General features: G+C 55.6%; 25 protein-coding genes. 17 read left to right on the forward strand and 8 right to left on the reverse strand.

The genetic code is table 11. The annotated features are described in order from the left end of the window. Positions 1-82: 82 nt before the first annotated feature. Positions 83-2,104: an NADPH-dependent 2,4-dienoyl-CoA reductase gene (locus HV242_RS20225; RefSeq protein WP_050737317.1), complete on the forward strand. Its 2,022-nt coding sequence runs from the start codon at positions 83-85 to the stop codon at positions 2,102-2,104. A 61-nt stretch (positions 2,105-2,165) separates the two neighbouring features. Here the strand turns inward: HV242_RS20225 and rlmG are convergent, their stop codons facing one another. After that, positions 2,166-3,302 (reverse strand): 23S rRNA (guanine(1835)-N(2))-methyltransferase RlmG, encoded by a 1,137-nt coding sequence (gene rlmG / locus HV242_RS20230; RefSeq protein ID WP_050737318.1) that lies wholly within the window; start codon positions 3,300-3,302, stop codon positions 2,166-2,168. 85 nt (positions 3,303-3,387) lie between these two features. Between rlmG and HV242_RS20235 the strand changes: the two genes are divergently transcribed. The 4 genes from HV242_RS20235 to sstT all read left to right on the forward strand — a co-directional run bounded on the left by HV242_RS20235 (position 3,388) and on the right by sstT (position 7,669). After that, on the forward strand, positions 3,388-3,891 hold the full coding sequence (locus HV242_RS20235; RefSeq protein ID WP_032679016.1) for a YgjP-like metallopeptidase domain-containing protein: 504 nt from the start codon (positions 3,388-3,390) through the stop codon (positions 3,889-3,891). Between the two features lie 70 nt (positions 3,892-3,961). Beyond that, on the forward strand, positions 3,962-4,960 hold the full coding sequence (locus HV242_RS20240; RefSeq protein ID WP_014171720.1) for a Gfo/Idh/MocA family protein: 999 nt from the start codon (positions 3,962-3,964) through the stop codon (positions 4,958-4,960). 263 nt (positions 4,961-5,223) lie between these two features. Continuing rightward, entirely contained in the window at positions 5,224-6,192 is a 969-nt protein-coding gene (locus HV242_RS20245) for a TerC family protein (RefSeq protein WP_063858574.1), read from the forward strand. A 235-nt stretch (positions 6,193-6,427) separates the two neighbouring features. Then, positions 6,428-7,669 (forward strand): serine/threonine transporter SstT, encoded by a 1,242-nt coding sequence (sstT, locus tag HV242_RS20250; protein ID WP_014171722.1) that lies wholly within the window; start codon positions 6,428-6,430, stop codon positions 7,667-7,669. 101 nt (positions 7,670-7,770) lie between these two features. Here sstT and HV242_RS20255 read toward each other — a convergent pair whose 3' ends face one another. After that, positions 7,771-9,258 carry a UxaA family hydrolase gene (locus HV242_RS20255; protein WP_014171723.1) on the reverse strand — a complete coding sequence of 496 codons (1,488 nt, stop codon included), beginning with the start codon at positions 9,256-9,258 and terminating at the stop codon, positions 7,771-7,773. A gap of 17 nt (positions 9,259-9,275) precedes the next feature. Next, on the reverse strand, positions 9,276-10,688 hold the full coding sequence (gene uxaC / locus HV242_RS20260; protein WP_040018780.1) for a glucuronate isomerase: 1,413 nt from the start codon (positions 10,686-10,688) through the stop codon (positions 9,276-9,278). A 473-nt stretch (positions 10,689-11,161) separates the two neighbouring features. Between uxaC and HV242_RS20265 the strand changes: the two genes are divergently transcribed. From HV242_RS20265 to HV242_RS20315, 11 genes are all read left to right on the forward strand, one after another. Further along, positions 11,162-12,460, forward strand: coding sequence for an MFS transporter (locus tag HV242_RS20265; RefSeq protein ID WP_014171725.1), 1,299 nt, complete (start codon positions 11,162-11,164; stop codon positions 12,458-12,460). 117 nt (positions 12,461-12,577) lie between these two features. Continuing rightward, complete coding sequence (gene exuR, locus HV242_RS20270) at positions 12,578-13,354, forward strand: transcriptional regulator ExuR (RefSeq protein WP_014171726.1); 777 nt, start codon at positions 12,578-12,580, stop codon at positions 13,352-13,354. A 344-nt stretch (positions 13,355-13,698) separates the two neighbouring features. Beyond that, complete coding sequence (yqjA, locus tag HV242_RS20275; protein ID WP_014171727.1) at positions 13,699-14,361, forward strand: DedA family general envelope maintenance protein YqjA; 663 nt, start codon at positions 13,699-13,701, stop codon at positions 14,359-14,361. Positions 14,362-14,363: 2 nt separating this feature from the next. Further along, a complete protein-coding gene (gene mzrA, locus HV242_RS20280; RefSeq protein WP_020883575.1) occupies positions 14,364-14,747 on the forward strand; it encodes an EnvZ/OmpR regulon moderator MzrA in 384 nt (127 codons plus the stop codon). Positions 14,748-14,890: 143 nt separating this feature from the next. Further along, positions 14,891-15,259 carry a DUF1090 domain-containing protein gene (locus tag HV242_RS20285; protein ID WP_014171729.1) on the forward strand — a complete coding sequence of 123 codons (369 nt, stop codon included), beginning with the start codon at positions 14,891-14,893 and terminating at the stop codon, positions 15,257-15,259. A gap of 29 nt (positions 15,260-15,288) precedes the next feature. After that, the gene (locus HV242_RS20290) at positions 15,289-15,594 is read left to right on the forward strand and encodes a DUF883 family protein (protein WP_003862645.1); all 306 of its coding nucleotides are present in this window, start codon (positions 15,289-15,291) and stop codon (positions 15,592-15,594) included. Position 15,595: 1 nt separating this feature from the next. Continuing rightward, positions 15,596-15,994 (forward strand): phage holin family protein, encoded by a 399-nt coding sequence (locus HV242_RS20295; protein ID WP_013098867.1) that lies wholly within the window; start codon positions 15,596-15,598, stop codon positions 15,992-15,994. Then, on the forward strand, positions 15,991-16,287 hold the full coding sequence (locus HV242_RS20300; RefSeq protein ID WP_020883574.1) for a YqjK-like family protein: 297 nt from the start codon (positions 15,991-15,993) through the stop codon (positions 16,285-16,287). The genes HV242_RS20295 and HV242_RS20300 overlap by 4 nt, the downstream gene beginning before the upstream one ends. A gap of 209 nt (positions 16,288-16,496) precedes the next feature. Continuing rightward, entirely contained in the window at positions 16,497-16,889 is a 393-nt protein-coding gene (locus HV242_RS20305) for a DoxX family protein (RefSeq protein WP_006178691.1), read from the forward strand. A gap of 72 nt (positions 16,890-16,961) precedes the next feature. Next, positions 16,962-17,948 carry a glutathione S-transferase family protein gene (locus HV242_RS20310; RefSeq protein WP_020883573.1) on the forward strand — a complete coding sequence of 329 codons (987 nt, stop codon included), beginning with the start codon at positions 16,962-16,964 and terminating at the stop codon, positions 17,946-17,948. A 106-nt stretch (positions 17,949-18,054) separates the two neighbouring features. Further along, positions 18,055-18,420 (forward strand): DUF805 domain-containing protein, encoded by a 366-nt coding sequence (locus tag HV242_RS20315; RefSeq protein ID WP_014171733.1) that lies wholly within the window; start codon positions 18,055-18,057, stop codon positions 18,418-18,420. 40 nt (positions 18,421-18,460) lie between these two features. Here the strand turns inward: HV242_RS20315 and HV242_RS20320 are convergent, their stop codons facing one another. Next, positions 18,461-19,363, reverse strand: coding sequence for a LysR family transcriptional regulator (locus tag HV242_RS20320; RefSeq protein ID WP_014171734.1), 903 nt, complete (start codon positions 19,361-19,363; stop codon positions 18,461-18,463). Positions 19,364-19,466: 103 nt separating this feature from the next. On the opposite strand from HV242_RS20320, the gene HV242_RS20325 reads away from it, so the two are divergent. Next, positions 19,467-20,168, forward strand: coding sequence for a pirin family protein (locus HV242_RS20325; protein WP_014171735.1), 702 nt, complete (start codon positions 19,467-19,469; stop codon positions 20,166-20,168). Between the two features lie 42 nt (positions 20,169-20,210). On the opposite strand, the gene HV242_RS20330 is transcribed toward HV242_RS20325, so the two are convergent. From HV242_RS20330 to pflB, 4 genes are all read right to left on the reverse strand, one after another. Then, the gene (locus HV242_RS20330) at positions 20,211-21,512 is read right to left on the reverse strand and encodes an L-cysteine desulfidase family protein (protein WP_050737319.1); all 1,302 of its coding nucleotides are present in this window, start codon (positions 21,510-21,512) and stop codon (positions 20,211-20,213) included. Between the two features lie 20 nt (positions 21,513-21,532). Then, positions 21,533-22,864, reverse strand: coding sequence for an SLC5/6 family protein (locus HV242_RS20335; protein WP_025202948.1), 1,332 nt, complete (start codon positions 22,862-22,864; stop codon positions 21,533-21,535). A gap of 262 nt (positions 22,865-23,126) precedes the next feature. After that, positions 23,127-23,537: a Spy/CpxP family protein refolding chaperone gene (locus HV242_RS20340; protein WP_014171738.1), complete on the reverse strand. Its 411-nt coding sequence runs from the start codon at positions 23,535-23,537 to the stop codon at positions 23,127-23,129. 151 nt (positions 23,538-23,688) lie between these two features. Then, positions 23,689-25,983, reverse strand: coding sequence for a formate C-acetyltransferase (gene pflB, locus HV242_RS20345; RefSeq protein WP_032679026.1), 2,295 nt, complete (start codon positions 25,981-25,983; stop codon positions 23,689-23,691).

Genomic DNA, 25,983 nt, shown 5'->3' on the forward strand with positions numbered 1-25,983 from the left:
TCCCCTTTTCCCTTTTACTCATCGCTGGCTAAATTAGTAACTCATCCGACCACATAACAATAATTTTACACTGGAAGAGACTATGAGCCACTACCCGTCGTTATTTGCCCCCCTCGATCTGGGGTTCACCACCCTTAAAAACCGCGTGCTAATGGGCTCAATGCATACCGGGCTTGAAGAACATCCGGACGGGGCCGAACGTCTGGCGGCCTTCTATGCCGAGCGTGCACGTCACGGGGTGGCGCTGATTGTTACCGGCGGGGTGGCCCCTGCGCCTTCTGGCGTGGGGATGGAAGGCGGTGCGGTGCTGAACGACGCCAGCCAGCTGCCGCATCATCGCGTGGTCACTGACGCCGTTCACCGGGAGGGCGGGAAAATTGCCCTGCAGATCCTGCACACCGGGCGTTACAGCTATCAACCGAATCTGGTCGCACCGTCGGCCATTCAGGCCCCGATTAACCGCTTTACGCCCCATGCCCTCAGCCACGATGAGATCCTGACGCTGATTGACGACTTCGCCCGCTGTGCGGCACTGGCGCGTGAAGCGGGCTATGACGGTGTTGAGGTGATGGGCTCGGAAGGCTACCTGATCAACGAATTCCTCGCGGCCCGCACTAACCAGCGCGACGATGAGTGGGGTGGCGACTACGCGCGCCGCATGCGCTTTGCAGTGGAAGTGGTGCGCGCCGTGCGTGAACGTGCCGGGGCGGATTTTATTATTATCTACCGCCTGTCGATGCTCGACCTGGTGGAAGGCGGCGGGACGTTCGACGAAACCGTACAGCTGGCGCAGGCGATTGAAGCCGCCGGCGCGACCATCATCAATACCGGCATCGGCTGGCACGAGGCGCGTATTCCGACCATCGCCACGCCGGTGCCACGCGCGGCGTTCAGCTGGGTCACGCGCAAGCTGAAAGGGAAAGTGTCTGTCCCGCTGGTGACCACTAACCGCATTAACGACCCGCAGGTGGCGGAAAATGTGATCGCCGCCGGTGATGCCGACATGGTCTCCATGGCGCGTCCGTTCCTTGCAGATGCCGAGCTGCTTTCCAAAGCGCAGAGCGGGCGTGCAGATGAGATTAACACCTGTATCGGCTGTAATCAGGCCTGTCTGGATCAGATTTTTGTTGGCAAGGTCACTTCGTGTCTGGTCAACCCCCGCGCCTGCCACGAAACCAAAATGCCGATTTTCCCGGCGGTGAATAAAAAACGCCTGGCCGTGGTCGGTGCCGGCCCGGCGGGTCTGGCGTTTGCGGTGAATGCCGCCTCGCGCGGCCACAGCGTGACGTTGTTCGATGCCGCCGCTGAGATTGGCGGGCAGTTCAATATCGCCAAACAGATCCCGGGCAAAGAAGAATTTTACGAAACCCTGCGCTATTACCGCCGAATGATCGACCTGACGGGCGTGGATCTGCGCCTCAACCAGTTTGTAAACCCGGCGGATGTAATGGAGTACGATGAGGTGATCCTGGCAAGCGGGATCGCACCACGCAGGCCTGCGATCGAGGGCATCGATCATCCGAAAGTCCTGAGCTATCTGGACGTTTTGCGTGACAAAGCGCTGGTGGGGGCAAAAGTGGCGATCATCGGCTGCGGCGGGATCGGGTTCGATACCGCGATGTACTTAAGTCAGCCCGGCGAACCCACCAGCCAGAACATTGCCGACTTCTGCGTGGAATGGGGTATCGACACCAGCCTTAACCAGTCCGGCGGCTTGCGGCCGGAAGGACCCCAGCTGCCGAAAAGCCCGCGTCAGATCGTCATGCTGCAGCGTAAAGCCAGCAAACCCGGTGAAGGACTGGGCAAAACCACGGGCTGGATCCATCGCGCAACCCTGCTCTCTCGCGGGGTGAAGATGATACCGTCGGTGAGCTATCAGAAGATCGATGACGCGGGGCTGCACGTGCTGATCGGCGGTGAGCCGCAGCTGCTGCAGGTGGATCATGTGATTTTATGTGCGGGTCAGGAGCCGAAGCGCGATCTGGTGGATCCGCTACGTGAGGCGGGAAAAACGGTACACCTGATCGGCGGATGCGACGTGGCGATGGAGCTGGATGCGCGACGCGCCATTGCGCAGGGGACAACGCTGGCCTTGAGTCTCTGAGTGACGCAACGCTCACCGGGCCTGCACGCGAGGCAGGCCGGTGTAAACTCAGCGCCCCGCGTTAGCGGCGGCGACCCAGCTTGACGGATTTCAGCACCACGAACTTGTTGTTGGTGGCAACCGTGGTGCAGTTACCGAAGATCTTCTTCAGCTTGTGGAAGTAGTCCAGGTGACGGTTCGCCACGATATACAGCTCGCCGTTAATTTTCAGGCAGCGGCGTGCATGGTGGAACATCTCCCAGGCGACGTTATCCGTCAGGGCGTGTTTCTGGTGGAACGGGGGATTACAGAACACGGCGTTAAAGCGGAACGGCTCAACGCCCGACAGCGCGTTGTTAATCATAAACTCGCAGCGATCCAGCGCGTCCGGCATGTTGGTTTCAACGTTCAGACGACTGGAGGCCACCGCCATCGGCGACTCATCACTAAATACAACGCTCGCTTCAGGGTTCTTCGCCAGCAGCGTCAGGCCAATCACACCGTTACCACAGCCCAGATCGACGATTTCGCCTTCCAGGTTATCCGGCAGATTTTCAATAAAGAAACGCGCCCCGATATCAAGGCCGGTGCGGGAGAAGACGTTCGCGTGGTTGTGGATTGTCCAGTCAGTGCCTTCCAGCGTCCAGCTCAGGGTTTCTGGCGCGTCGGCCAGTTCCGGGGCACTGAAAGTACAGTTAATGAGACGCGCTTTTTTCCAGGCCAGCGTCGTGGTGGTTGGGCCGAGCACTTTCTCGAACAGTTCCAGCGTTGAGGTATGGATATCACGCGCCTTGGCACCCGCGATAATACGCGTTTGTGGGGTTACGACGTTGCGCAGTGCGCGCAATTGTTGTTCAAGCAGCGCCATTGTTTTTGGCACTTTGATCAGCACCACGCCCGGCGCCTGCGGGTAGTCCGCGGTGCTGTCGAGGAACTTAACGCTGGATTCGTCGATGTCGTTGTGGCGCAGGTTTTCCCGCGTCGCCAGCTCGCTCAAGTAGGAATCACCGATGCTGTAAGGCGTGTGTTCTGCCAGAACACAGCCCAGCGCGCCAAATGCGTCATTCAGGATCAAAACCGGGCCGCTGATTTCAGTGTCATCCAACTGTTGCAGCAGATATTCATCCGCCGCTTCCCACGCCTGAAGCGGGTTAACGTCGTCCGTTTCCGGGAAACGTTTAAGGTTGAGTGAACGGAAACCGTTGTCTAAGTGGCTCATCGGCCCTCCTGAATGGTAAAATTTCGGCGTTATCCCTGAAAAGGGTGCGTGAGTATACCCGTTTTATTGTCAAATTGGGGCGTTGATGAACCAACTAACTTATCTCCAGGGCTACCCGGAGAACTTACTTTCTCAGGTTCGCAGCTTAATTGCCGAGCAAAAGCTGGGCACGGTGCTGGAAAAACGCTATCCGGGGACGCATGACTTCGCGACCGATAAGGCGCTCTGGCAGTATACCCAGGATCTGAAAAACACCTATCTGAAGAGCGCGCCACCCATCAATAAGGTGATGTACGACAACAAGATCCATGTGCTGAAAAACGCGCTCGGCCTGCACACTGCCGTTTCCCGTGTTCAGGGCGGCAAGCTCAAAGCGAAAGCGGAGATCCGCGTTGCTACCGTGTTTCGTCACGCGCCGGAAGCGTTCTTGCGGATGATCGTGGTGCATGAGCTGGCACACCTGAAGGAAAAAGAGCACGACAAGGCCTTCTACTCCCTGTGCTGCCATATGGAGCCGCAGTACCACCAGCTGGAGTTCGATACCCGTTTATGGCTTACGCATTTATCGTTAAAGAGTAATGCGCAGTAGCGCACTGGTTTTGCAATAATCACGTGCTACAGTGGCTAAAGGTTCCCTGCTACGGAGTACGTAAACGTTTATGATACGTTTCGCAGTTATTGGCACGAACTGGATCACCCGCCAGTTCGTCGACGCCGCCCATGAAACCGGCAAATTTAAGCTCACCGCAGTCTATTCCCGCAGCCTGGAGCAGGCGCAGAGTTTCGCGAACGACTATCTGGTTGAACATCTGTTCACGTCGCTCGATGAGATGGCGCAAAGTGACGCCATTGACGCGGTCTACATCGCCAGCCCAAACTCCCTGCACTTTCCGCAAACGTCGCTGTTTCTTAGCCATAAAAAACATGTGATTTGCGAGAAGCCGCTGGCCTCGAACATTCAGGAAGTGGAAGCCGCGATTCAGCTTGCCCGCGACAATCAGGTGGTGCTGTTCGAAGCGTTCAAAACCGCCAGCCTGCCAAACTTCCTGCTGTTACAGCAGTCTCTGCCGAAGATTGGCAAAGTGCGTAAAGCGTTTATTAATTACTGCCAGTACTCGTCGCGCTATCAGCGTTATCTGGACGGTGAAAACCCGAACACCTTTAACCCTGCCTTCTCTAACGGCTCGATTATGGACATCGGTTTTTACTGTCTGGCCTCTGCCGTGGCTCTGTGGGGCGAGCCGCACGGCGTCACCGCCACGGCCAGCCTGCTGGAAAGCGGTGTGGATGCGCACGGCATCGTGGTGCTGGATTACGGTGATTTCAGCGTTACGCTGCAGCACTCCAAGGTGAGCGATTCCGTTCTGCCCAGCGAAATTCAGGGCGAAGCGGGCTCACTGGTTATCGAGAAGATTTCCGAGTGTCAGAAGCTGAGCATTGTCCCACGCGGCGGCAAAGCGCAGGAGCTGACGCAGCCTCAGCATATTAACACTATGCTCTATGAGGCAGAGGTCTTCGCCCGTCTGGTGGAAGACAACGAAGTGAATCACCCTGGGCTGGCGGTCAGCCGCACCACGGCGAAACTGCAAACCGAGATCCGCCGTCAAACCGGCGTAGTCTTCCCTGCAGATGGCGTGGGCGCAGAAGCTATCGCGTAAAGCTGTGTAATGAAACGGTGCAGACCATTGACGAAATCACTGGTCTGACATATTTTGTTACCTGCAAAGGGGAGTAACTTCCTTGCCGGTGGATCGTCATTACGATGCGTGCAAAACCGCATCCGGTCGCCGGGCAATCAAAAAGCCTGTCTTTTTGGTTGTAAGTGAGACCTTGCCGGAAGGCGAGGTCTATGCATAAAAAGCTAACGGCTATCGTCTTCTGACCATGGCCGTTTTTGTTTTTTATGTGTAAGGAAAATAGTATGCATTCTGTCGGCACTCCCATGTTGTGGGGCGGATTCGCGGTTGTCGTGCTCATCATGCTGGCGATCGACCTCTTTTTGCAGGGGCGTCGCGGCGCACATGGCATGACGATGAAACAGGCTGCGGCCTGGTCACTGGTGTGGGTCACCCTCTCCCTGCTCTTCTGTGCTGCCTTCTGGTGGTACCTGGCCTCAACGGAAGGCCGCGCGGTTGCCGATCCTCAGGCGCTCGCGTTCCTCACCGGCTATCTGATTGAAAAAGCCCTGGCGGTCGATAACGTCTTCGTCTGGCTGATGCTGTTTAGCTACTTTGCCGTGCCTGCGGCCCTGCAGCGTCGCGTGCTGGTGTACGGCGTGCTGGGTGCGATTATCCTGCGTACGATTATGATCTTCGCCGGAAGCTGGCTGATCACGCAGTTCGAATGGCTGCTGTATGTCTTCGGCGCATTCCTGCTGTTCACCGGGATCAAAATGGCGCTGGCAAAAGAAGATGGCTCCGCCATTGGCGACCGTCCGCTGGTGAAGTGGATCCGTGGTCATCTGCGCATGACCGACAAGATCGAGAGCGAGCACTTCTTCGTGCGTAAGAACGGCCTGCTTTTTGCCACGCCGCTGCTGCTGGTGCTGATTCTGGTTGAGCTGAGCGATGTGATTTTCGCGGTAGACAGCATTCCGGCTATCTTCGCGGTCACCACTGACCCGTTCATTGTGCTGACATCTAACCTGTTCGCCATCCTCGGTCTGCGTGCCATGTACTTCCTGCTGGCAGGCGCGGCTGAGCGCTTCTCAATGCTGAAATATGGTCTGTCGGTGATCCTGGTGTTTATCGGTATCAAGATGCTGATTGTCGATTTCTACCACATCCCTATCGCTATCTCGCTCGGTGCGGTGTTTGGCATTCTGATCGTGACGTTGCTTATCAATACCTGGGTTAATCGTCAGCACGATAAGAAGCAACAGGTGGAGTAATTACGGTCCTTCCTGCTGCCTTTACGCTGGCCCTCTTCCCCCCAGGGAGAGGGCCAGCACACTTTTGTAAATGAATAGTTAAAAACTATGACGCAACACGTAAAATGCAGCATTTTACGCTTCCCTCCGCATCCGGTTTCCCTATACTCAACCAGGCAAACATTTTCTTACATCCGGACATAAATGTGACTTAGAGCACATAAAGGATGGAACGCAATTTCACTTAGGAATTTTTATGAGCACACAATCAACTGGTCTCTTTGCGCGCCTGGCGCAAGGCAGTCTCGTTAAACAAATTCTGGTAGGGCTGGTACTGGGGATTCTGCTGGCAATGGTGTCAAAACCGGCTGCGGAAGCGACGGGGCTGCTTGGCACCATTTTCGTTGGCGCACTGAAAGCCGTGGCACCGGTGCTGGTGCTGATGCTGGTCATGGCGTCAATTGCCAATCATCAACACGGACAAAAAACCAACATTCGCCCTATATTGTTCCTGTATCTGCTGGGCACCTTCTCTGCAGCCTTAACAGCCGTCGTTTTCAGCTTCCTGTTCCCGTCCTCGCTGCACCTGACCAGCGCTGCGGGTGATATCACCCCGCCATCCGGTATTGTGGAAGTGCTGCGCGGCCTGCTGATGAGCATGGTCTCTAACCCGATTACGGCACTGATGAACGCTAACTACATCGGCATCCTGGTCTGGGCGATCGGTCTTGGTTTTGCCCTGCGTCACGGCAACGAAACAACGAAAAACCTGGTCAACGACGTGTCGAACGCCGTGACCTTTATGGTCAAAATTGTGATTCGCTTTGCGCCAATCGGCATCTTCGGTCTGGTCTCTTCCACACTGGCGACCACCGGCTTTGGCGCACTGCTGGGCTATGCGCAGTTGCTGGTGGTACTGATTGGTTGCATGCTGCTGGTTGCGCTGGTGATTAACCCGCTGCTGGTGTTCTGGCAGATCCGCCGTAACCCGTATCCGCTGGTGTTAACCTGCCTGCGCGAGAGCGGTGTGTATGCATTCTTCACCCGCAGCTCTGCGGCAAACATTCCGGTTAACATGGCGCTGGCGGAGAAGCTGAATCTGGATCGCGACACCTACTCGGTTTCCATCCCGCTGGGTGCGACCGTGAATATGGCGGGTGCGGCAATTACCATTACCGTGCTGACGCTGGCGGCTGTGCATACGCTGGGCATTCCGGTCGATCTGCCCACGGCGCTGTTGTTGAGCGTGGTGGCGTCGCTGTGTGCGTGTGGTGCATCGGGTGTGGCGGGTGGTTCGCTGCTGCTGATCCCACTGGCGTGCAATATGTTCGGTATCCCGAATGAGATTGCCATGCAGGTAGTGGCCGTCGGCTTTATCATCGGTGTATTGCAGGACTCCTGCGAAACCGCGCTGAACTCCTCAACGGACGTGCTGTTCACCGCAGCGGCATGCCAGGCGGAAGACGCGCGTTTAGCGAAGAACGCGTTACGCGGGTAAACAAAAGCCCGGTGACAAACGTAAAGCAAAACGGCAACCGAAGGTTGCCGTTTTAGTGTTTGACCCTCTCCACAGGGTTGAGGGCATCACCCGCACCACACTTACAGCGTCACGCCACTCTTGAAGATCGCCAGTTCGCGGAAGTCATTCTTCTCGTTACAGGTCTGTCTGCCGTTGGCAAACTCTACAATGGTATCCACGAATTCCGTCAGTAACTGCGGCATCCCTTTGCCGTGGATTAACTGGCCTGCATCAAAGTCGATCCAGTGTTTTTTCTTCGCTGCCAGCTCGCTGTTGGTCGCGATTTTGACCGTCGGCACAAAGCCACCGTACGGTGTCCCGCGCCCGGTGCTGAACAGCACCATGTGGCAGCCGGCGCCGGCCAGCGCGCTGGTCGCAACCGCATCGTTACCCGGTGCGCTGAGCAAATTCAGACCGTGCGTTTTCAGACGTTCACCGTAGCGCAGGACATCAACCACCGGGCTGGCACCCGCTTTTTGCGTGCAACCGAGAGACTTCTCTTCAAGCGTGGTGATCCCGCCCGCTTTGTTACCCGGAGACGGGTTTTCATAAATCGGCTGGTTGTGGGCGATAAAGTACTGTTTGAAGTCGTTCACCATCGTGACGGTCTTCTCAAACGTCTCTTCGTCGCGACAGTGGCTCATCAGAATACGTTCAGCGCCGAACATTTCCGGCACTTCTGTCAGCACCGTCGTACCGCCGTTGGCGATCACATAGTCTGAAAAGCGGCCCAGCATCGGGTTCGCGGTGATCCCGGACAGGCCATCAGACCCGCCGCACTCCAGGCCAAACTTCAGCTCACTCAGCTTGCCCGGCTCACGCCTGTCGTGACGCATCACCTCATACAGCTGGTGAAGGTGCTCAATGCCCGCTTCCACTTCATCATCCTGGTGCTGACACACCATAAAGTGCACGCGCTCGGGGTCAAACTCACCCAGCGTGTCGCGAAACGCATCCACCTGATTGTTCTCGCAGCCCAGGCCAATCACCAGCACCGCGCCCGCGTTCGGGTGGCGGACCATGTTTTGCAGCATGGTGCGGGTGTTGATGTGGTCGTCGCCAAGCTGAGAACAGCCGTAGGTGTGGCTGAACAGGTGCACACCGTCCGTACCTTCGGCGTCGTGGGTCTCTTTCAGGAAACGCGTCTGGATTTGACGCGCGATCCCATTCACGCAGCCGACGGTGGGAAGGATCCACAGCTCGTTGCGGATCCCCACCTCACCGTTCGCCCGGCGGTAGATCTGTACCTCGCGATCCGCCGCCTGCGCTTCTTCCGCCGCTAAATCAGGTTGATAGCTGTACTCGTCCAGATCGCTCAGATTGGTGCGGGTGTTGTGGGAATGAATATGCTCACCCGGCGCAATATCCGCCAGCGCATGACCAATCGGGAGACCGTATTTAACAACGTTGTCTCCTTGGGCGATCGGCTTCACGGCAAACTTATGCCCGCGAGTCACCGCCTGACGCAGGGTTACCGTCTGGTTATCAACGGTGACAACTTCACCTTCGGCCAGATCCGCCAGCGCGACGGCAACGTTATCCAGCGAATGGATTTTGATGTATTGCATATCAACCTCAAACGGCCTTAGTTCAGTTCAATGGCGAAGTAGTCGCGCGCATTGTTAAAGCAGATGTTTCTCACCATTTCGCCCAGCAGCTGAATATCGGCAGGGGCCTCACCCGCGGTCACCCAGCGGCCAATCATCTGGCACAGAATGCGGCGGAAATATTCGTGGCGCGTGTAAGAAAGGAAGCTACGGCTGTCGGTCAGCATGCCCACAAAGCGGCTTAACAGACCCAGCTGCGCCAGCTGCGTCATTTGACGCTCCATCCCGTCTTTCTGGTCATTGAACCACCAGCCGGAACCGAACTGCATCTTGCCTGGCATACCTTCACCCTGGAAGTTACCGATCATGGTACCCAGCACTTCGTTATCGCGCGGGTTCAGGCAGTAGAGGATGGTTTTTGGCAGCAGATTTTGCTCGTTCTGTTTGCTCAGCAGCTTAGAAAGTTCTTCCGCAAGCGGGCGATCGTTGATGGAGTCGAAGCCCACGTCCGCGCCCAGCAGTTTAAACTGACGCTGGTTGTTATTGCGCAGGGCACCAATGTGGTATTGCTGCACCCAACCGCGACGAGCATATTCCGCACCGAGGAAGACCAGCACCGCCGTTTTGAACTGTGCCACTTCGTGCTCGCTCAGGGATTCACCGGACAGGCGACGTGCCAGAATGCTATCAAGCTCAGCTTCATTTGATTCCGCAAACATCACCACATCCAGCGCGTGGTCAGAGACTTTACAGCCGTGTGCCGCGAAGTGGTCCAGACGTTTGGTCAGCGCGCTCTGCAGGTCTGCAAAACGACGAATGTCGGTGTCAGACACTTCCGCCAGCTTCGCCATGTAATCATTGAACGTCGCCTGTTCGATATTAAAGGCTTTATCCGGACGCCAGCTTGGCAGCACTTTAATATCAAACGAGGTATCGCGGGCGACCACCGCGTGATGTTCCAGGGAGTCAATCGGATCGTCAGTGGTCCCCACCATCTTCACGTTCATCTGCTTCATGATGCCGCGGGCGGAGAAGGTATCCTGCGCCAGTAATTCATTGCACCGATCCCAGATTTCATCGGCGGTAGCCGGGGAGAGCAGCTTTCCGGTGATGCCGAACGGACGGCGCAGCTCAAGGTGCGTCCAGTGATATAACGGGTTGCCGATGGTGTGCGGAACGGTCGCCGCCCAGGCGTCAAACTTCTCGCGGTCGCTTGCATCACCGGTACACAGGCGCTCCGCCACGCCGTTGGTGCGCATCGCACGCCATTTGTAGTGGTCACCTTTCAGCCAGATGTCATACAGGTTTTTGAAACGGTAATTTTCGGCAACCTGCTGCGGCGGTAAATGGCAGTGGTAGTCGAAAATTGGCTGGTCTTTGGCGTAGTCATGGTACAGGCGGCGAGCAAATTCGGTATCTAACAGAAAATCTTCGGTCATAAACGGTGTCATTATCGTCTTCCTCGTAACGAGAGCGTCAGAAAGCTTATGCTCAGATGCTGCAAAGTTATCACACCAATTTCCAGAGACAGAACATTTTTTCGTGAGTTAGATCAATAAACGCAGACAAATTAATTACCTCAAATGAGGTAAACCCTTCGCCAGGCCGCGCCAGGACTGGCTTTATCCGTAACACATAATGTCCCTACAAATAATCATGCATTTGTGATGTCACTCACCTTTTAAAGTTGTATGACAAGTTATCTTTTCGCCGTCGCAAACACTAAGCCGACGGAATGCATTCCCGGTGTGAAAACATCGGTTTTAACGGTACGGATACCGACTTATGCACGCTTACTTATGGCAAGGTTCGGGCCGTTCCGGGACATCTCCCGGTTATGCCCCTCCCGTTACACAACCGCTCCCGGACACGGTCGAGAGGTTGCCGTGCAAGGCACGGAATTAACATAACGATGAGGTTTTAGATGCGTAAAATTAAAGGGTTACGTTGGTATATGATCGCACTGGTGACGTTAGGCACCGTGCTGGGCTACCTGACACGTAACACCGTGGCAGCCGCAGCCCCGACGTTGATGGAAGAGCTGCATATCTCCACTCAGCAATATTCCTACATCATTGCTGCTTATTCCGCGGCTTACACCATCATGCAGCCTGTCGCAGGCTATGTTCTGGATATTCTCGGGACCAAAATCGGCTACGCCTTCTTCGCCATCGCCTGGGCTATTTTCTGCGGCGCCACGGCGCTGGCAGGCAGCTGGGGCGGTCTGGCGCTGGCACGTGGTGCGGTAGGTGCAGCGGAAGCGGCAATGATCCCGGCCGGGCTGAAAGCCAGCTCTGAGTGGTTCCCGGCGAAAGAGCGTTCTATTGCCGTCGGCTATTTCAACGTCGGTTCTTCCATCGGTGCGATGATTGCACCACCGCTGGTGGTGTGGGCTATCGTGATGCACAGCTGGCAGATGGCGTTCATTATCTCTGGTGTACTGAGCTTTGCGTGGGCCATGGCGTGGCTGATTTTCTATAAACACCCGCGCGATCAGAAAAAACTGTCTGAAGACGAACGCGAATACATCATTGGGGGTCAGGAAGCTCAGCATCAGACCAACAACGGCAAAAAAATGACGGTCTGGCAGATTCTGGGTACCCGTCAGTTCTGGGGTATCGCCCTGCCGCGCTTCCTCGCCGAACCCGCCTGGGGGACCTTCAACGCCTGGATCCCGCTGTTCATGTTTAAGGTCTACGGCTTTAACCTGAAAGAGATTGCGATGTTCGCGTGGATGCCAATGCTGTTTGCCGATCTGGGCTGTATCGTTGGCGGTTATCTGCCACCGCTGTTCCAGCGCTGGTTTGGCGTGAACCTGATCGTTTCCCGTAAAATGGTCGTGACGATGGGCGCAGTGCTGATGATTGGCCCGGGCATGATCGGCCTCTTCACCAGCCCGTATGTGGCAATCGCCCTGCTGTGCGTCGGTGGTTTTGCCCACCAGTCACTGTCCGGTGCGCTGATTACACTCTCTTCTGACGTCTTTGGGCGTAACGAAGTGGCTACCGCTAACGGCCTGACCGGTATGGCTGCCTGGACGGCGAGCACCCTGTTTGCTCTGGTGGTGGGTGCGCTGGCGGACACCATCGGCTTCAGCCCGCTGTTTGCCGTACTGGCTATCTTCGACCTGATGGGTGCAGTGGTTATCTGGACGGTGCTGAAAAGTAAGTCGGCAGAAGAGGTGCTAAAAGAGTCCCTGGGGGGACCGGCAACGCAAAGTTAGCGCCCCTCCTGATGTCACAGAAGCCGCCTCCGGGCGGCTTTTTTCATGGCAAAATCTGGAGACTGGCACGCAAAAGTGGTATAACAAATAATCCGCCGTACCCTGCCTGGAGCGCATATGGAAATCACCGAACCACGTCGTTTATATCAACAACTTGCTGCCGAGCTGAAAGATCGCATCGAGCAAGGTGTCTACCTTGTCGGTGATAAACTCCCCGCTGAGCGCTTTATCGCTGATGAAAAAAGCGTAAGCCGCACCGTGGTGCGTGAAGCGATTATCATGCTGGAAGTGGAAGGCTACGTTGAAGTTCGCAAAGGCTCCGGCATTCACGTGATTTCTAATCAGCCGAAACACTCCCCGGTCGCCGACGAAAGTCTCGAATTCGCCAGCTACGGTCCGTTTGAACTGCTCCAGGCGCGCCAGCTTATCGAAAGCAATATTGCGGAATTTGCAGCGACCCAGGTGACCAAGCAGGACATCATGAAGCTGATGGAAATCCAGGAAAACGCGCGCAAGGAAAAATGTTTCCGTGATTCAGAGTGGGACCTGCAGTTCCACGTTCAGGTCGCGCTGGCAACGCAAAACACGGCGCTGGCGGCAATCGTGGAAAAAATGTGGACTCAGCGCGTTCACAACCCGTACTGGAAAAAACTGCACGATCACATCGATTCCCGCACCGTGGATAACTGGTGCGACGATCACGATCAGATCCTTAAAGCGCTGATTCGCAAAGATCCCCATGCGGCAAAACTGGCGATGTGGCAGCACCTGGAAAACACCAAGCAGATGCTGTTCAATGAAACCAGCGATGACTTCGAATTTAACGCTGACCGCTATCTTTTTGCCGATAATCCTGTCGTTCATCTCGATACGGCAGCCAGTGCGGCAAAATAGTTTACCTTTTCGCTGGCAGGCGCTTCGCTGCGCCTTCTGGCAGAGGTGGGTAAGCAAAACATATATAGTGTCAGCCTTTGTAAATCCCCTCGCTCCCCTCCATGGCTTACGCCAAAATCATCACACCCCTGCAAATTCTGTGACGCAGAACCTTGGGCTTTGTTACAATTGGATTCAATTCGTTATTTTGTAAGTTAGTGCTTGCTAACCAGCCAATTAACAGGGAACAGTGTTGGCCACACCTCAATGTGTCCGCGAGCGACCATAATGAAATCACAACAATGTCGCCGTGCTGTTTGTCCCGGATAACAGGCGTGACGTTAACCGATTTCCAGGAACACTGAATGGAACTTTTGACCCAACTACTGCATGCCCTCTGGGCGCAGGATTTTGAAACGCTGGCCAACCCTTCCATGATTGGCATGCTCTACTTCGTCTTATTTATGATTCTGTTCCTTGAGAACGGTTTACTGCCTGCCGCCTTTTTACCTGGCGACAGCTTACTGGTGCTCGTCGGCGTGCTGTGTGCCAAAGGGGCAATGGCCTTTCCGCAAACCATTTTATTACTGACCATCGCCGCCAGCCTTGGCTGCTGGGTGAGCTATATCCAGGGACGATGGCTGGGCAATACGCGTCTGGTGCAGAACTGGCTCTCCCACCTTCCTGCGCATTATCACCAGCGGGCGCACCATCTTTTCCATAAGCACGGGCTTTCCGCGCTCCTGATTGGCCGTTTCATCGCCTTTGTACGCACCCTGCTGCCAACTATTGCGGGTCTTTCCGGATTAAGCAGCACCCGCTTCCAGTTCTTCAACTGGATGAGCGGCCTGCTGTGGGTTCTGATCCTGACCACGCTGGGCTATGCGCTGGGCAAAACGCCGGTCTTCATGAAATATGAAGATCAGCTCATGTCCTGCCTGATGCTGTTACCGGTGGTTCTGCTGGTCTTTGGTCTGGTCGGTTCGCTGGTGGTGCTGTGGAAGAAGAAATACGGGGCCAGAGGTTAACGATGGTTATCTCACCGCTTGCCGTGCGCCGTTTTGCCGTGGCCATGATTGCCCTGGGGTTGCTCAGCCTCATGTTCCTGGCCTGGACGACGCTTTCGCATCAGGAATCGACGCTGGCCATTCGCCCGGTGAGTCAGGGTGTCAGCGTGCCTGACGGTTTTTCGGTGTGGCATCATCTTGATGCCAACGGCATCCGCTTTAAGAGCATTACCCCGCAGGACGATGTTTTACTGATTAAGTTTGATTCCCGTGCGCAGAGTGCCGCCGCGAAAGTGGTGCTCGACCGTACGCTGCCGCACGGTTATATCATTGCCCAGCAGGAAGATGACAACCAGCCTGCAGCCTGGCTGTCACTGATTCGCGATTCGTCGCATAGATTTGGATAATTACCAGGATTCCGAATCTTTTCACTCACTTTGGTGAATCCCCCGTTTACTTACTATGCTTAAGTACGCGGAGCACCCCATGAATGTACTCCGCTTGACTCTGGATAGCGGCTCACGCCGCAACACAATGGAAGGTTTCGATAATGAAATTCCGCATTACTCTGGCTCTGGCCCTTTTTTCTTTAAGCACAGCGTCCTTTGCCAACTCTCTCTGTCAGGAGAAAGAACAGGATATTCAGCGTGAGATCAGTTATGCCGAAAAGCATAACAATCAGCATCGTGTTGAGGGTCTCAAAAAAGCGCTGAGCGAAGTGAAAGCGAACTGTTCTGACAGCAAGCTACGTGCCGATCACCAGAAAAAAATCGCTGAACAGAAGGACGAGATAGCCGAGCGCCGTCACGACCTGCAGGAAGCGAAAGAGAAAGGGGATGCGGAAAAAATTGCTAAGCGCGAGAAGAAGTTGAAAGAAGCGCAGGACGACCTGAAAGCGCTGGAAGCTCGCGATTATTGAGTTAACGGAAATCTCAACAGGAGAGAATCATGTCAAAAGATACGACGTCTGAAAATCTGCGCGCTGAACTGAAATCCCTGGCCGATACCCTGGAAGAGGTGCTGAACTCCTCTGCAGATAAGTCAAAAGAAGAGGTCAGCAAACTGCGCAGCAAAGCTGAGCAGGCGCTGAAAGAGAGCCGTTATCGCCTGGGTGAAACCGGTGATGCACTGGCGAAACAGACCCGCGAAGCGGCAGCTCGCGCGGACGAATATGTTCGCGATAATCCGTGGACGGGTGTAGGGATTGGTGCCGCGGTAGGTGTGGTACTGGGTGTCCTGCTGACGCGTCGTTAATATGGAAGATCCTCGTCACGCACAAGGGCCTGCTAACAACGTCCTCGGCATCGGCCAGCGTATTCTGACGACGCTGGTCGGGATTGCCGAAACGCGCGTCCGGCTGGCAGTGGTTGAACTGGAAGAGGAGAAAGCGAACCTTTTCCAGATGCTGCTGATGCTCGGGCTTACCATGCTCTTCGCCGCGTTTGGTCTGATGAGCCTGATGGTATTAATCATCTGGGCCATTGACCCGCAATATCGACTCAACGCGATGATTGCCACCACCGTTGTTCTGCTGGTTGCGGCACTGATTGGCGGCATATGGACGATGCGTAAAGCACGCAAATCCACTTTCCTGCGCCATACGCGCCAGGAACTGGCCAACGATCGCGCCCTGCTGGAGGATGACAAGCCGTGAGCGATAAAGCCGAACGTCAGAAGCGAAAAGCATTCCTGCTCAGTCAGATCCAGCAGCAACGGCTGGATTTGTCTGCCAGTCGTCGCGACTGGGTTGACGCGACGCGTCGTTTTGACCGGGGCTGGAATACCTTCCTGAGCCTGCGCTCATGGGCGCTGGTCGGAAGCAGCGTGATGGCTATCTGGACGGTTCGTCATCCAAATATGCTGATCCGCTGGGCCCGCCGCGGCTTTGGTGCCTGGAGCGCCTGGCGTCTGGTGAAAGCGACGATTCGTCAACAACAGCTGCGTTAGTTCTTATGCCGGGTAGCGTTTCGCTTACCCGGCACACTTTCCCCCTCCCCCGTTACTCAATATCTTTGAAGAAGATTGACAGTTTTCCTTGCTAACAATTCCCATCTGCCCCGTTTACACTCCTCTCCATCGACAGCAAAGACGCGGTATCTACCCGAATTTGCACACAAATAAAGTTCAGCCGCTGATGTGGTTTCCTGGAGAGTAAAATGAAAAAATTAGAAGATGTTGGTGTTCTGGTAGCGCGTATTCTGATGCCGGTTCTGTTTATCACCGCAGGCTGGGGCAAAATCACCGGTTATGCGGGCACGCAGCAATACATGGAAGCCATGGGTGTTCCCGGGTTCCTGCTGCCACTGACTATTCTCCTTGAGTTCGGCGGCGGCCTGGCGGTTCTGTTCGGCTTCCTGACCCGCACCACGGCACTGTTTACCGCAGGCTTCACCCTGCTGACGGCGTTCATCTTCCACAGCAACTTTGCAGAAGGCGTGAACTCCCTGATGTTCATGAAAAACCTGACCATCGCGGGTGGCTTCCTGCTGCTGGCCATCACTGGCCCAGGCGCATACAGCATCGACCGCGTTCTGAATAAGAAGTGGTAAGCACGCTATACTGAATGAACACAAAGCGAGGAGATATCTCCTCGCTTTTGCTTATTGACGGAGGAGAAAAAAATGGGACAACTCGTAGACGGCGTCTGGCAGGATGTCTGGTATGACACCAAATCCACCGGGGGACGCTTCAAGCGCTCTGTTTCGGCCTTCCGTAACTGGCTAACCGCCGATGGCGCACCGGGCCCAAGCGGCGAAGGCGGCTTTGCGGCTGAGAAAGACCGTTATCATCTCTATGTTTCTCTGGCCTGCCCATGGGCGCACCGCACGCTGATTGTGCGCAAGCTGAAAGGACTCGAATCCTTAATTCCGGTTTCGGTAGTCAACCCCCTGATGCTGGAAAACGGCTGGACGTTTGACAGTGATTTCCCGGCCGCCACCGGTGATGACCTCTACCACCACGATTTTCTCTACCAGCTCTATCTGCGCGCCGATCCGCACTACACCGGACGCGTGACCGTACCCGTGCTGTGGGACAAGAAAAACCAGACCATTGTCAGCAATGAGTCCGCAGAGATCATCCGCATGTTCAACACCGCGTTTGATGCCCACGGGGCCCGCGCCGGGGATTACTATCCGGTTGAGCTGCGCGATAAGATTGATGAGCTGAACAGCTGGATTTACGACAACGTGAATAACGGTGTCTACAAGGCCGGCTTTGCCACCAGCCAGGAAGCGTATGACGACGCGGTGGGAAAAGTGTTTGAATCGCTGGAGCGTCTTGAGCAGATCCTCGGCCAGCATCGCTACCTGACGGGCGACCGCCTGACGGAAGCAGACATTCGTCTGTGGACAACGCTGGTTCGCTTTGATCCAGTGTATGTTACCCACTTCAAGTGTGATAAACACCGCATCAGCGATTACCTGAACCTGTACGGTTTCCTGCGCGATATTTATCAGATGCCGGGCATTGCTGAAACGGTCGATTTCAACCATATCCGCACCCACTATTTCCGCAGCCATAAGACCATCAACCCGACGGGTATTATCTCTGTGGGTCCGTGGCAGGACCTGGATGAACCGCATGGTCGCGACGTGCGTTTCGGATAAATATCAAGGGCATCAATTGATGCCCTTTTTTAATTCACAATCTCCATCTATCCTTACCTCGATCGCTTAAAAAACAAGTAATTGACTGACTAATGAGGCAAGGAAAATGGACTGGTATTTAAAAGTACTGCGCAACTACATTGGATTTGGTGGCCGCGCTCGCCGTAAAGAGTACTGGATGTTCGTTCTGGTGAACTTCATCCTCATCATGGTGCTGGGTATTATCGATAAAATTCTCGGCTGGGAACGAGCCGGCGGTGAAGGTGTTCTCACCACGATTTACGGCCTGCTGGTCCTGCTTCCCTCATGGGCCGTACTGTTCCGACGGCTACACGATACCGATCGTTCAGCCTGGTGGTTACTGCTGCTGCTGATCCCGATTGTGGGCTGGCTGGTCATTCTGGTCTTCAACTGTCAGGCCGGCACACCGGGCGAAAACCGCTTCGGGCCCGATCCAAAACTCAACGCATAAAACAAAGCCCGGTGGCGTTTCGCGTACCGGGCTCGATTTTTTATTTGTTGTGATGGGCAAAGAGCTTGGGTATTTCGCGCAGGCACCACGATTTGGCCTCACCCATGCTGTCGCGCCGCCACGCCATAATGATGTCCACTTCGCTGGTGTACTCCGGGCTGACCACGCGTAGCCGCCCTTCTGCAATATCTTTTTCGACAAACGGATACGGCATCGTTGCCACGCCCAGGCCTGCCAGCAACGCCTGACGTTTGTCTTCAAGCGACGTGACGGTCAGACGCGGTTGTTTATCCAGCAACTGCACCGTTAACACCGGACGCTCGCGGGCTGTGTCTGCGACCGCGACCCCGCGGTATTTCACCCGCGTCACTTCCGAGAGCGGCTCCGGCTCCTGGTGAATCGGATGATCCGGTGCGGCGACATAGACGTTCATCACGCTGTAGAGCTTGCGGGAGTTGATTTCAGATGAGGAACGGAAGTGCATATCCGGGGCAATGACGATATCCGCCCTGCCCGTCTCCAGTCGCTCCCAGGCCCCGGCCAGCACCTCGGTGATGATCGATAACTGGGTGTTTGCTTTGTCGGCCAGCCGGTTCACCAGCGGGAACAGCGCCTCGGTGGGCACCAGCGCTTCCGTCACCAGCGTCAGATGGGTTTCCCAGCCGCGCGCCAGCGCTTCGGCGTCCGTCGTCAGCTTGTCCGCCGCTTCCAGCAGGACGCGACCACGCTCCAGCAGCATCCGTCCGACGTTAGTGAATTTTGTTCGATGACCGGAGCGGTCAAAGAGCACCACGTCCAGCTCTTCCTCAAGCTTCTGCATGGTATAGCTGAGCGCAGACGGAACGCGCCCCAGTTCATCTGCCGCCGCGGCAAAACTGCCACGCCGATCAATTGCGTCCATGACGCGAAGCGCCTCAAGCGTCAATGCTCTCTCTTTAGCCATCTCGTTCTCATTCAGGAAATTTGAACATACCGGGCAGAATATCTGGCTAACAATGAAGCGTCCATACCTTTACCATTGTTTAGTGTAAAGAGAGGTCAAGTTTATGATTACGACAAGAACAGCTAAACAGTGCGGACAAGCCGATTTCGGTTGGCTGCAGGCCCGCTACACCTTTTCCTTTGGACACTACTTTGACCCTAAACTGCTCGGTTACGCTTCATTGCGCGTATTGAATCAGGAAGTGCTCGCCCCAGGCGCATCCTTCCAGCCGCGTACGTACCCGAAAGTCGATATCCTGAACCTGATCCTGGAAGGCGAAGCAGAATACCGCGACAGCGAGGGCAATCATGTCCAGGCGAAGGCCGGCGAAGCATTATTAATCTCCACGCAGCCGGGCATCAGTTACAGCGAGCATAACCTCAGCAAAGATAAAACGCTGACCCGTATGCAGCTGTGGCTGGATGCCTGCCCTGAGCGGGAAAACCCACTGGTACAGAAGTTAGATTTGACGGGCGACAGGCAGCAGCTGATAGCCTCCCCGGACGGCAGTCAAGGCAGCCTGCAGTTGCGCCAGCAGGTGTGGTTGCACCATATCGAACTGAAGAAAGGGGAACAGGCGAGCTTCCAGCTTCATGGTCCGCGCGCCTATCTGCAATCGATTCACGGTACGGTGCATGCGGTGACGCATACGGAAGAGAAAGAAGCGCTCACCTGCGGTGACGGGGCGTTTATTCGCGACGAAGCGAATATCACGCTGGTTGCTGATTCGCCGCTGCGCGCGCTGTTAATTGATTTACCGGTTTAACACCCGATAATCCTCTCTCCCCGGCGGGGAGAGAGGAAACCGTTACACTTTACGTGCCATAATCTCAATAATCTGCCGGTCCGTCGCCTGCATGGCGCGGCACGCCAGCGAACACAGGTTCGCGATCGACTGCTCCACATCGTGCGCCACAATCCCTTCATTGCCCGTTACCGCCGAATCATCCAGCGCCATCATCACCGCTTTCCAGGCACTGCCGACGCTGGTTGAGACCTTCATGGCACAGCTGTTGGACGCGCCATCGCAGATCATCCCGCTGACATCGCCAATCATGCTGCTGATTGCCATTGAGAGCGTCTGATAGCTTCCGCCCATCAGCCAGGCCATGCCCGCCGCCGCCCCCATCGCCGCTGTGGTAGCCGCACACAGCGCCGACAGGCGCGGAAGCTGGGCGTGGATATAAATAGCCGAAAGGTGTGAAAGCATCAGCGCCCGGGCAAGGCGTTCATCATCCGCCTGAACATGTTCCGCCACCACCACAACCGGCATGGTGGCCGTGATCCCCTGGTTGCCCGATCCGGAATTGCTCATTGCCGGCAGCGTCGCCCCGCCCATTCGGGCGTCCGAGGCCGCGCTGGTGCGAATGACAATATCCGAGCCAAGGTCCTGCGCTATCCATCCGCGAGCGCGCTGCTTATTGAGCGTCGCGCCAATGTGCAGCCCCCATTTTCCGCTTAAACCTTCACGGGAGAGCGCATCATTTAATTGTCCGGCAGCCAGGATAAAGCGGATCGCGTCAAACGGCACCTGCTCCACAAACTCAAGGATCTGCGATAGCGTGGCGTTTGAAAGTACCGCCAGCGGGTCGTCATTCCTCTCGTCGGGTTGAGAATCAAGCGTAAAGCGGGTTTCGCCCTGACAGACAATCTCCACCACCCGCGTATGCCCACCGGCGATGGTCACCATCGCCGAGGCCTGTCCGGCGTGAACGCAGGCGCGGGAGTAGAGGATGTCATCGCACGGCTCCTGTAGCTTGACCTGCACCTGGCCGGCGTCCAGCAGCGCTTTGGCACGCACCAGCGCATCGGCAGTAGCATCTTTCAGTACCTCCAGTCCGGCGTGCGCGTTGCCGCCAGTGGCCCCCAGCGCCGCCGCAATCGGCAACCCGACCATCCCGGTGCCAGGTACCGTCACGCCAAGGCCATTTTTCATCAGATTCGGTGAAACCCACGCCTCAATCTGTGTGACGTCACCCGGCAGAAGCTCCGCGGCCATCGCACAAGCCAGCGCCAGAGAGATCGGCTCGGTACACCCCAGTGCAGGTTTAACTTCCTCCTGCACCGCCCGAATAAATTGATTCCATAAAGATTGAGTTTGCTCTGACATCGTTACGACCTTGTTTGCCCTTAAGAAAACGCGAGGAAAGGAGAAACACACAGCAGCAGACCGGTGATGATAATGATCACCAGCGACACGCCTTTATATTTGTGCAGCGCCGGCACTTTGTAGACCAGCCACGCCGGAATCAAACACCCCACCATGCCGAAGATGGGGCTGCAAATAGAGGTGAAGCTCAGTACCGGCGCGTTTAACACAATCGCGCTCCATGCCAGCAGAATGGCAAACAGCATGATGCCGCGCTGTACGGTGTTTTCGTTGATTTTCTCTGCCGGCATTTTGCGGCGCAGAATGTTCATCACAATGCCCTGCGTCGCTTCACGAAAGCCCAGGTACACGCCGAAGAACGCGGTCATGACGGCAAAAATATTCAGGATAACGCTGACAATTTTGACCCAGCCGGCACCGTCGCCACTGATAAACTGCGCGGCAATTGCCAGTGCGGAAATATTCTGTTCGTAGGCTTTGACCGCCTCATCATGCCCCATTGCCAGGGTGAACGAGACCGCGTAGAAAAAGACCGTCACGAAGAGGATCGCGAAGGCGATGTTCATCGCCCGCAGCGCTTTATGGCGCGCCACTTCAACCGATTTTTCGCGTGATCGATAGGAGATCACCATCGGGCTTAATGTCTGAATAAACAGAATCGACGTTAAGGTAAACGGCAACGTGATAATCGCGTTTTTAATGAGTAGCCCCACGGGTGGCAGCATGCCCACGTTGGCTAAATGCCAGAGGCCAATCATCGACAACCCGAGCGCCGCCACCACAAATAACTTGGTCAGCACCATCAGGCTGGAGACTTTAAACAGCAGTTTCTCGCCACGGGAGGAGATCGCCACCAGGATGCAGATCAGGAACAGACCGTAGAACGGATTTTCAGAGAGCAGCCCCTCCGTCACGCCGAAGGTGTGTAAATAGGAAGCGCTGTCGTTGGTGATGGCGGTGGAGTAGACGAACATCCAGATAACCAGCATCACGAAATAGAGCGCACCTAATAAGATGCCCCAGTTCTTACCGAGGTAGCCGCTGATGACGCTTGGATAATCTTTGCACTCCGGCGATTCTGCCAGCGTGTTAATAAACAGCCGCTGAAACAGGTACATGGCCGGATAGCCAATCACTGACGAAAGCAGAAACACCCACAGTCCCATCAGCCCCACCTGTACCGGGAGAAAAACAATCCCCGCGCCGATGGCCATTCCGATACTCATGATGACCCAGCCTGTATCGGTGCTGTCGAATTTAATGGCCTCCTGCCACTCGCTTTCACTCATCCCTGCCCGCTTTGCCGCGGGTGAATCGTTCACAATCACACTGCTGTTTGTTGCCGTATCCATAAGGCACTCGCTTATTTTGTAGGGTAACCAGTTGTTTTTATGGGATTCTGACCACCAGCGATAATGAGCCAGACTGCTGCAGGTGTGTGTTATTGGAATGGACAAATCATACGTGGAGAGCGGGAGAAAAAAGTCACAATATTTATAAGGCTTTTCGCAAGCGAGAGAAAAAAATACTCTTAGATGAGGAATAATTGAGGTTATTTTCTAAAAGTGACGCCGATCAAGAAATAAAAAACCCGCGACATGCGCGGGTGTGTCATCAGTTAGCCAGCGCGTTCGCCATATCGGTTTTCACCTGTTTACGCTGCTCCGCTGTCAGAACCTGGCTGACATCAAAGTAGTATTTGACGCGGTAATAGCGGGTCTGCTCTTCAATTTTGCTGAATGCGGCAAGCTGGTTTTTCACCGTGCTTTCATCCCATTTCCCGGTCTGGAACATCTCGATCAGCGCACCGTCTTTCACGCCGGTCATCGGGATCTTGCTGACATTTTGTTCCAGCGTCTGATGCAGCGCGTCGATCTTCTTAATCTGATCGTTGCTCAGCTTGAGGTGTTGCACCAGCGGATCCTGCGCCGGAGAGGGGGCAGCTTCAACGTCAGCGGCCTGTGCGGCAAAACTGCACGCCACCAGCGAGGCAGCAACCAGGGTGATACGGGTCATTTTCATCATCTTACTGTCCTTACATACTGTTTCAGGGGAAAAGCAGGCGCATTGTTTTTCAGAAGCGGATGAAGATGTGTGAGTAATTATATAAACATTTTTGTATGTTCCGCGGACAAAAAAGCCCCCTTATCCAAAGGGGGCCTGTTTCAGACGACGATCACAGTGCCTGGGTAAACGTCCTTGAGATCACGTCCTGCTGCTGCTCGCGCGTCAGCGCATTAAAGCGCACCGCATACCCTGAGACACGAATGGTGAGGTTGGGATAGTTCTCCGGGTGCTCAATCGCCTCCATCAGCATCTCCCGGTTCATGACGTTAACGTTGAGGTGCTGTCCCCCCTCAATGGCCGCTTCGTGGTGGAAATACCCGTCCAGCAGCCCGACAAGGTTGGTTTTGCGCACCCTCTCATCCTTGCCTAGCGCCTGAGGCACGATGGAGAAGGTGTAAGAGATCCCGTCTTTCGCATAGGTGAACGGCAGCTTAGCGACGGAGGTTAACGAGGCCACCGCCCCTTTCCTGTCTCGTCCGTGCATCGGGTTCGCGCCCGGTGCGAATGGCGTACCGCCGCGGCGTCCGTCCGGCGTATTGCCGGTTTTCTGGCCGTAGACCACATTCGACGTAATGGTCAGGATCGACTGGGTCGGCACCGCGTTGCGGTAGGTCGGCAGCGCCTGAATTTTCTTCATAAAGCGTTCCACCAGGTCACAGGCAATGCTGTCCACGCGGTCATCATTGTTACCGTACTGCGGGTAGTCCCCTTCAATCACAAAATCGACCGCCAGGCCGGTATGGTCGCGTACGGGTTTTACCGTGGCATATTTGATGGCGGACAGCGAGTCCGCCGCCACCGACAGCCCGGCGATACCGCAGGCCATGGTGCGGTAAACGTCCCGGTCGTGCAGCGCCATCAGTGAGGCTTCGTAGCTGTACTTATCGTGCATGTAATGGATGAGATTCAGCGCGCTAATGTACTGCACCGCCAGCCAGTCCATAAAGTGATCCAGACTCGCCATCACGGTGTCGTAATCCAGCACCTCATCCAGCAGCGGCGCGGTTTTCGGCCCGACCTGGATCTTCAGCTTCTCATCCACCCCGCCGTTGATCGCATACAGCAGCGTTTTCGCCAGGTTAGCGCGGGCGCCAAAGAACTGCATTTGCTTGCCGATCACCATCGGGCTGACGCAGCAGGCAATGGCGTAGTCGTCGCTGTTGAAATCCACGCGCATCAGGTCGTCGTTCTCATACTGCAGCGACGAGGTGTCGATCGACATCTGTGCAGCGTACTTCTTGAATGCGACGGGCAGTTGTTCGGACCACAGGATCGTCAGGTTTGGCTCCGGTGCAGGTCCCATCGTGTGCAGGGTATGCAGGTAACGGAAGCTGTTTTTGGTGACCAGCGTGCGGCCATCCAGCCCCATTCCGCCAATCACTTCGGTGGCCCAGACAGGATCGCCGGAGAAGAGCGTGTCGAACTCCGGAGTACGCAGGAAGCGCACCATGCGGATCTTCATGATGAAATGATCGATCAGTTCCTGCGCCTGGATCTCACTCAGGCGACCCGCCTGCATATCGCGTTCGAGATAAATATCCAGGAACGAGGCCGTGCGTCCCAGCGACATCGCCCCGCCGTTCTGGGATTTCACTGCGGCCAGATAGGCAAAGTAAACCCACTGTACCGCTTCCTGCGCATTCATCGCCGGGCGAGAAATATCGAAGCCATAGTTCGCTGCCATCTGCTGGATCTGCAGCAGTGCGCGTTTGTGTTCCGCCAGCTCTTCACGCAGGCGGATCGTCGCCTCCAGATCTTCACCCCGTTCGAGTTTGCCCTGCAGATCCGCGAACTGGCGCTCACGCTCGTGCACCAGATAGCGGATGCCGTACAGCGCCACGCGGCGGTAATCGCCGATGATGCGCCCGCGTCCGTAGCCGTCCGGTAGCCCGGTCAGCACGCCTGATTTACGACAGCGCATCATCTCGGGGGAGTAAACGTCAAAGACACCCTGATTATGGGTTTTGCGCAGTTCGGTAAAAAGATATTCGAACTGCGGATCCATCTCGCGGCCATAGGCTTCGAATGAACTGCGGATCATATTGATCCCGCCGTACGGATGCAGCGCACGTTTGAGCGGCTTATCGGTTTGCAGGCCGACGATCGTCTCCAGCTGCTGGTCAATATAGCCCGGTCCGTGGGCCGTGATGGTGGTGGCAATGTTGGTGTCAAAATCCACCGGCGCATGGGTGGCATTCTCCTGACGAATGCCCACCATTACCTTCTCCCAGAGCGCCGTCGTTGCTGGCGTCGCCTGCGCGAGGAAAGTTTCGTCGCCTTCATAAGGGGTATAGTTATGCTGAATAAAATCGCGCACGTTGACGGTGTCTTTCCATTCTTCACCGCGAAACCCGGCCCATGCGTCGCTGTAAGGGGCAACGCGCGTATCGATTGCTACTTTCAT

The sequence above is a fragment of the Enterobacter sp. RHBSTW-00593 genome (assembly GCF_013784105.1).
Classification (GTDB): Bacteria; Pseudomonadota; Gammaproteobacteria; order Enterobacterales; family Enterobacteriaceae; genus Enterobacter; species Enterobacter ludwigii.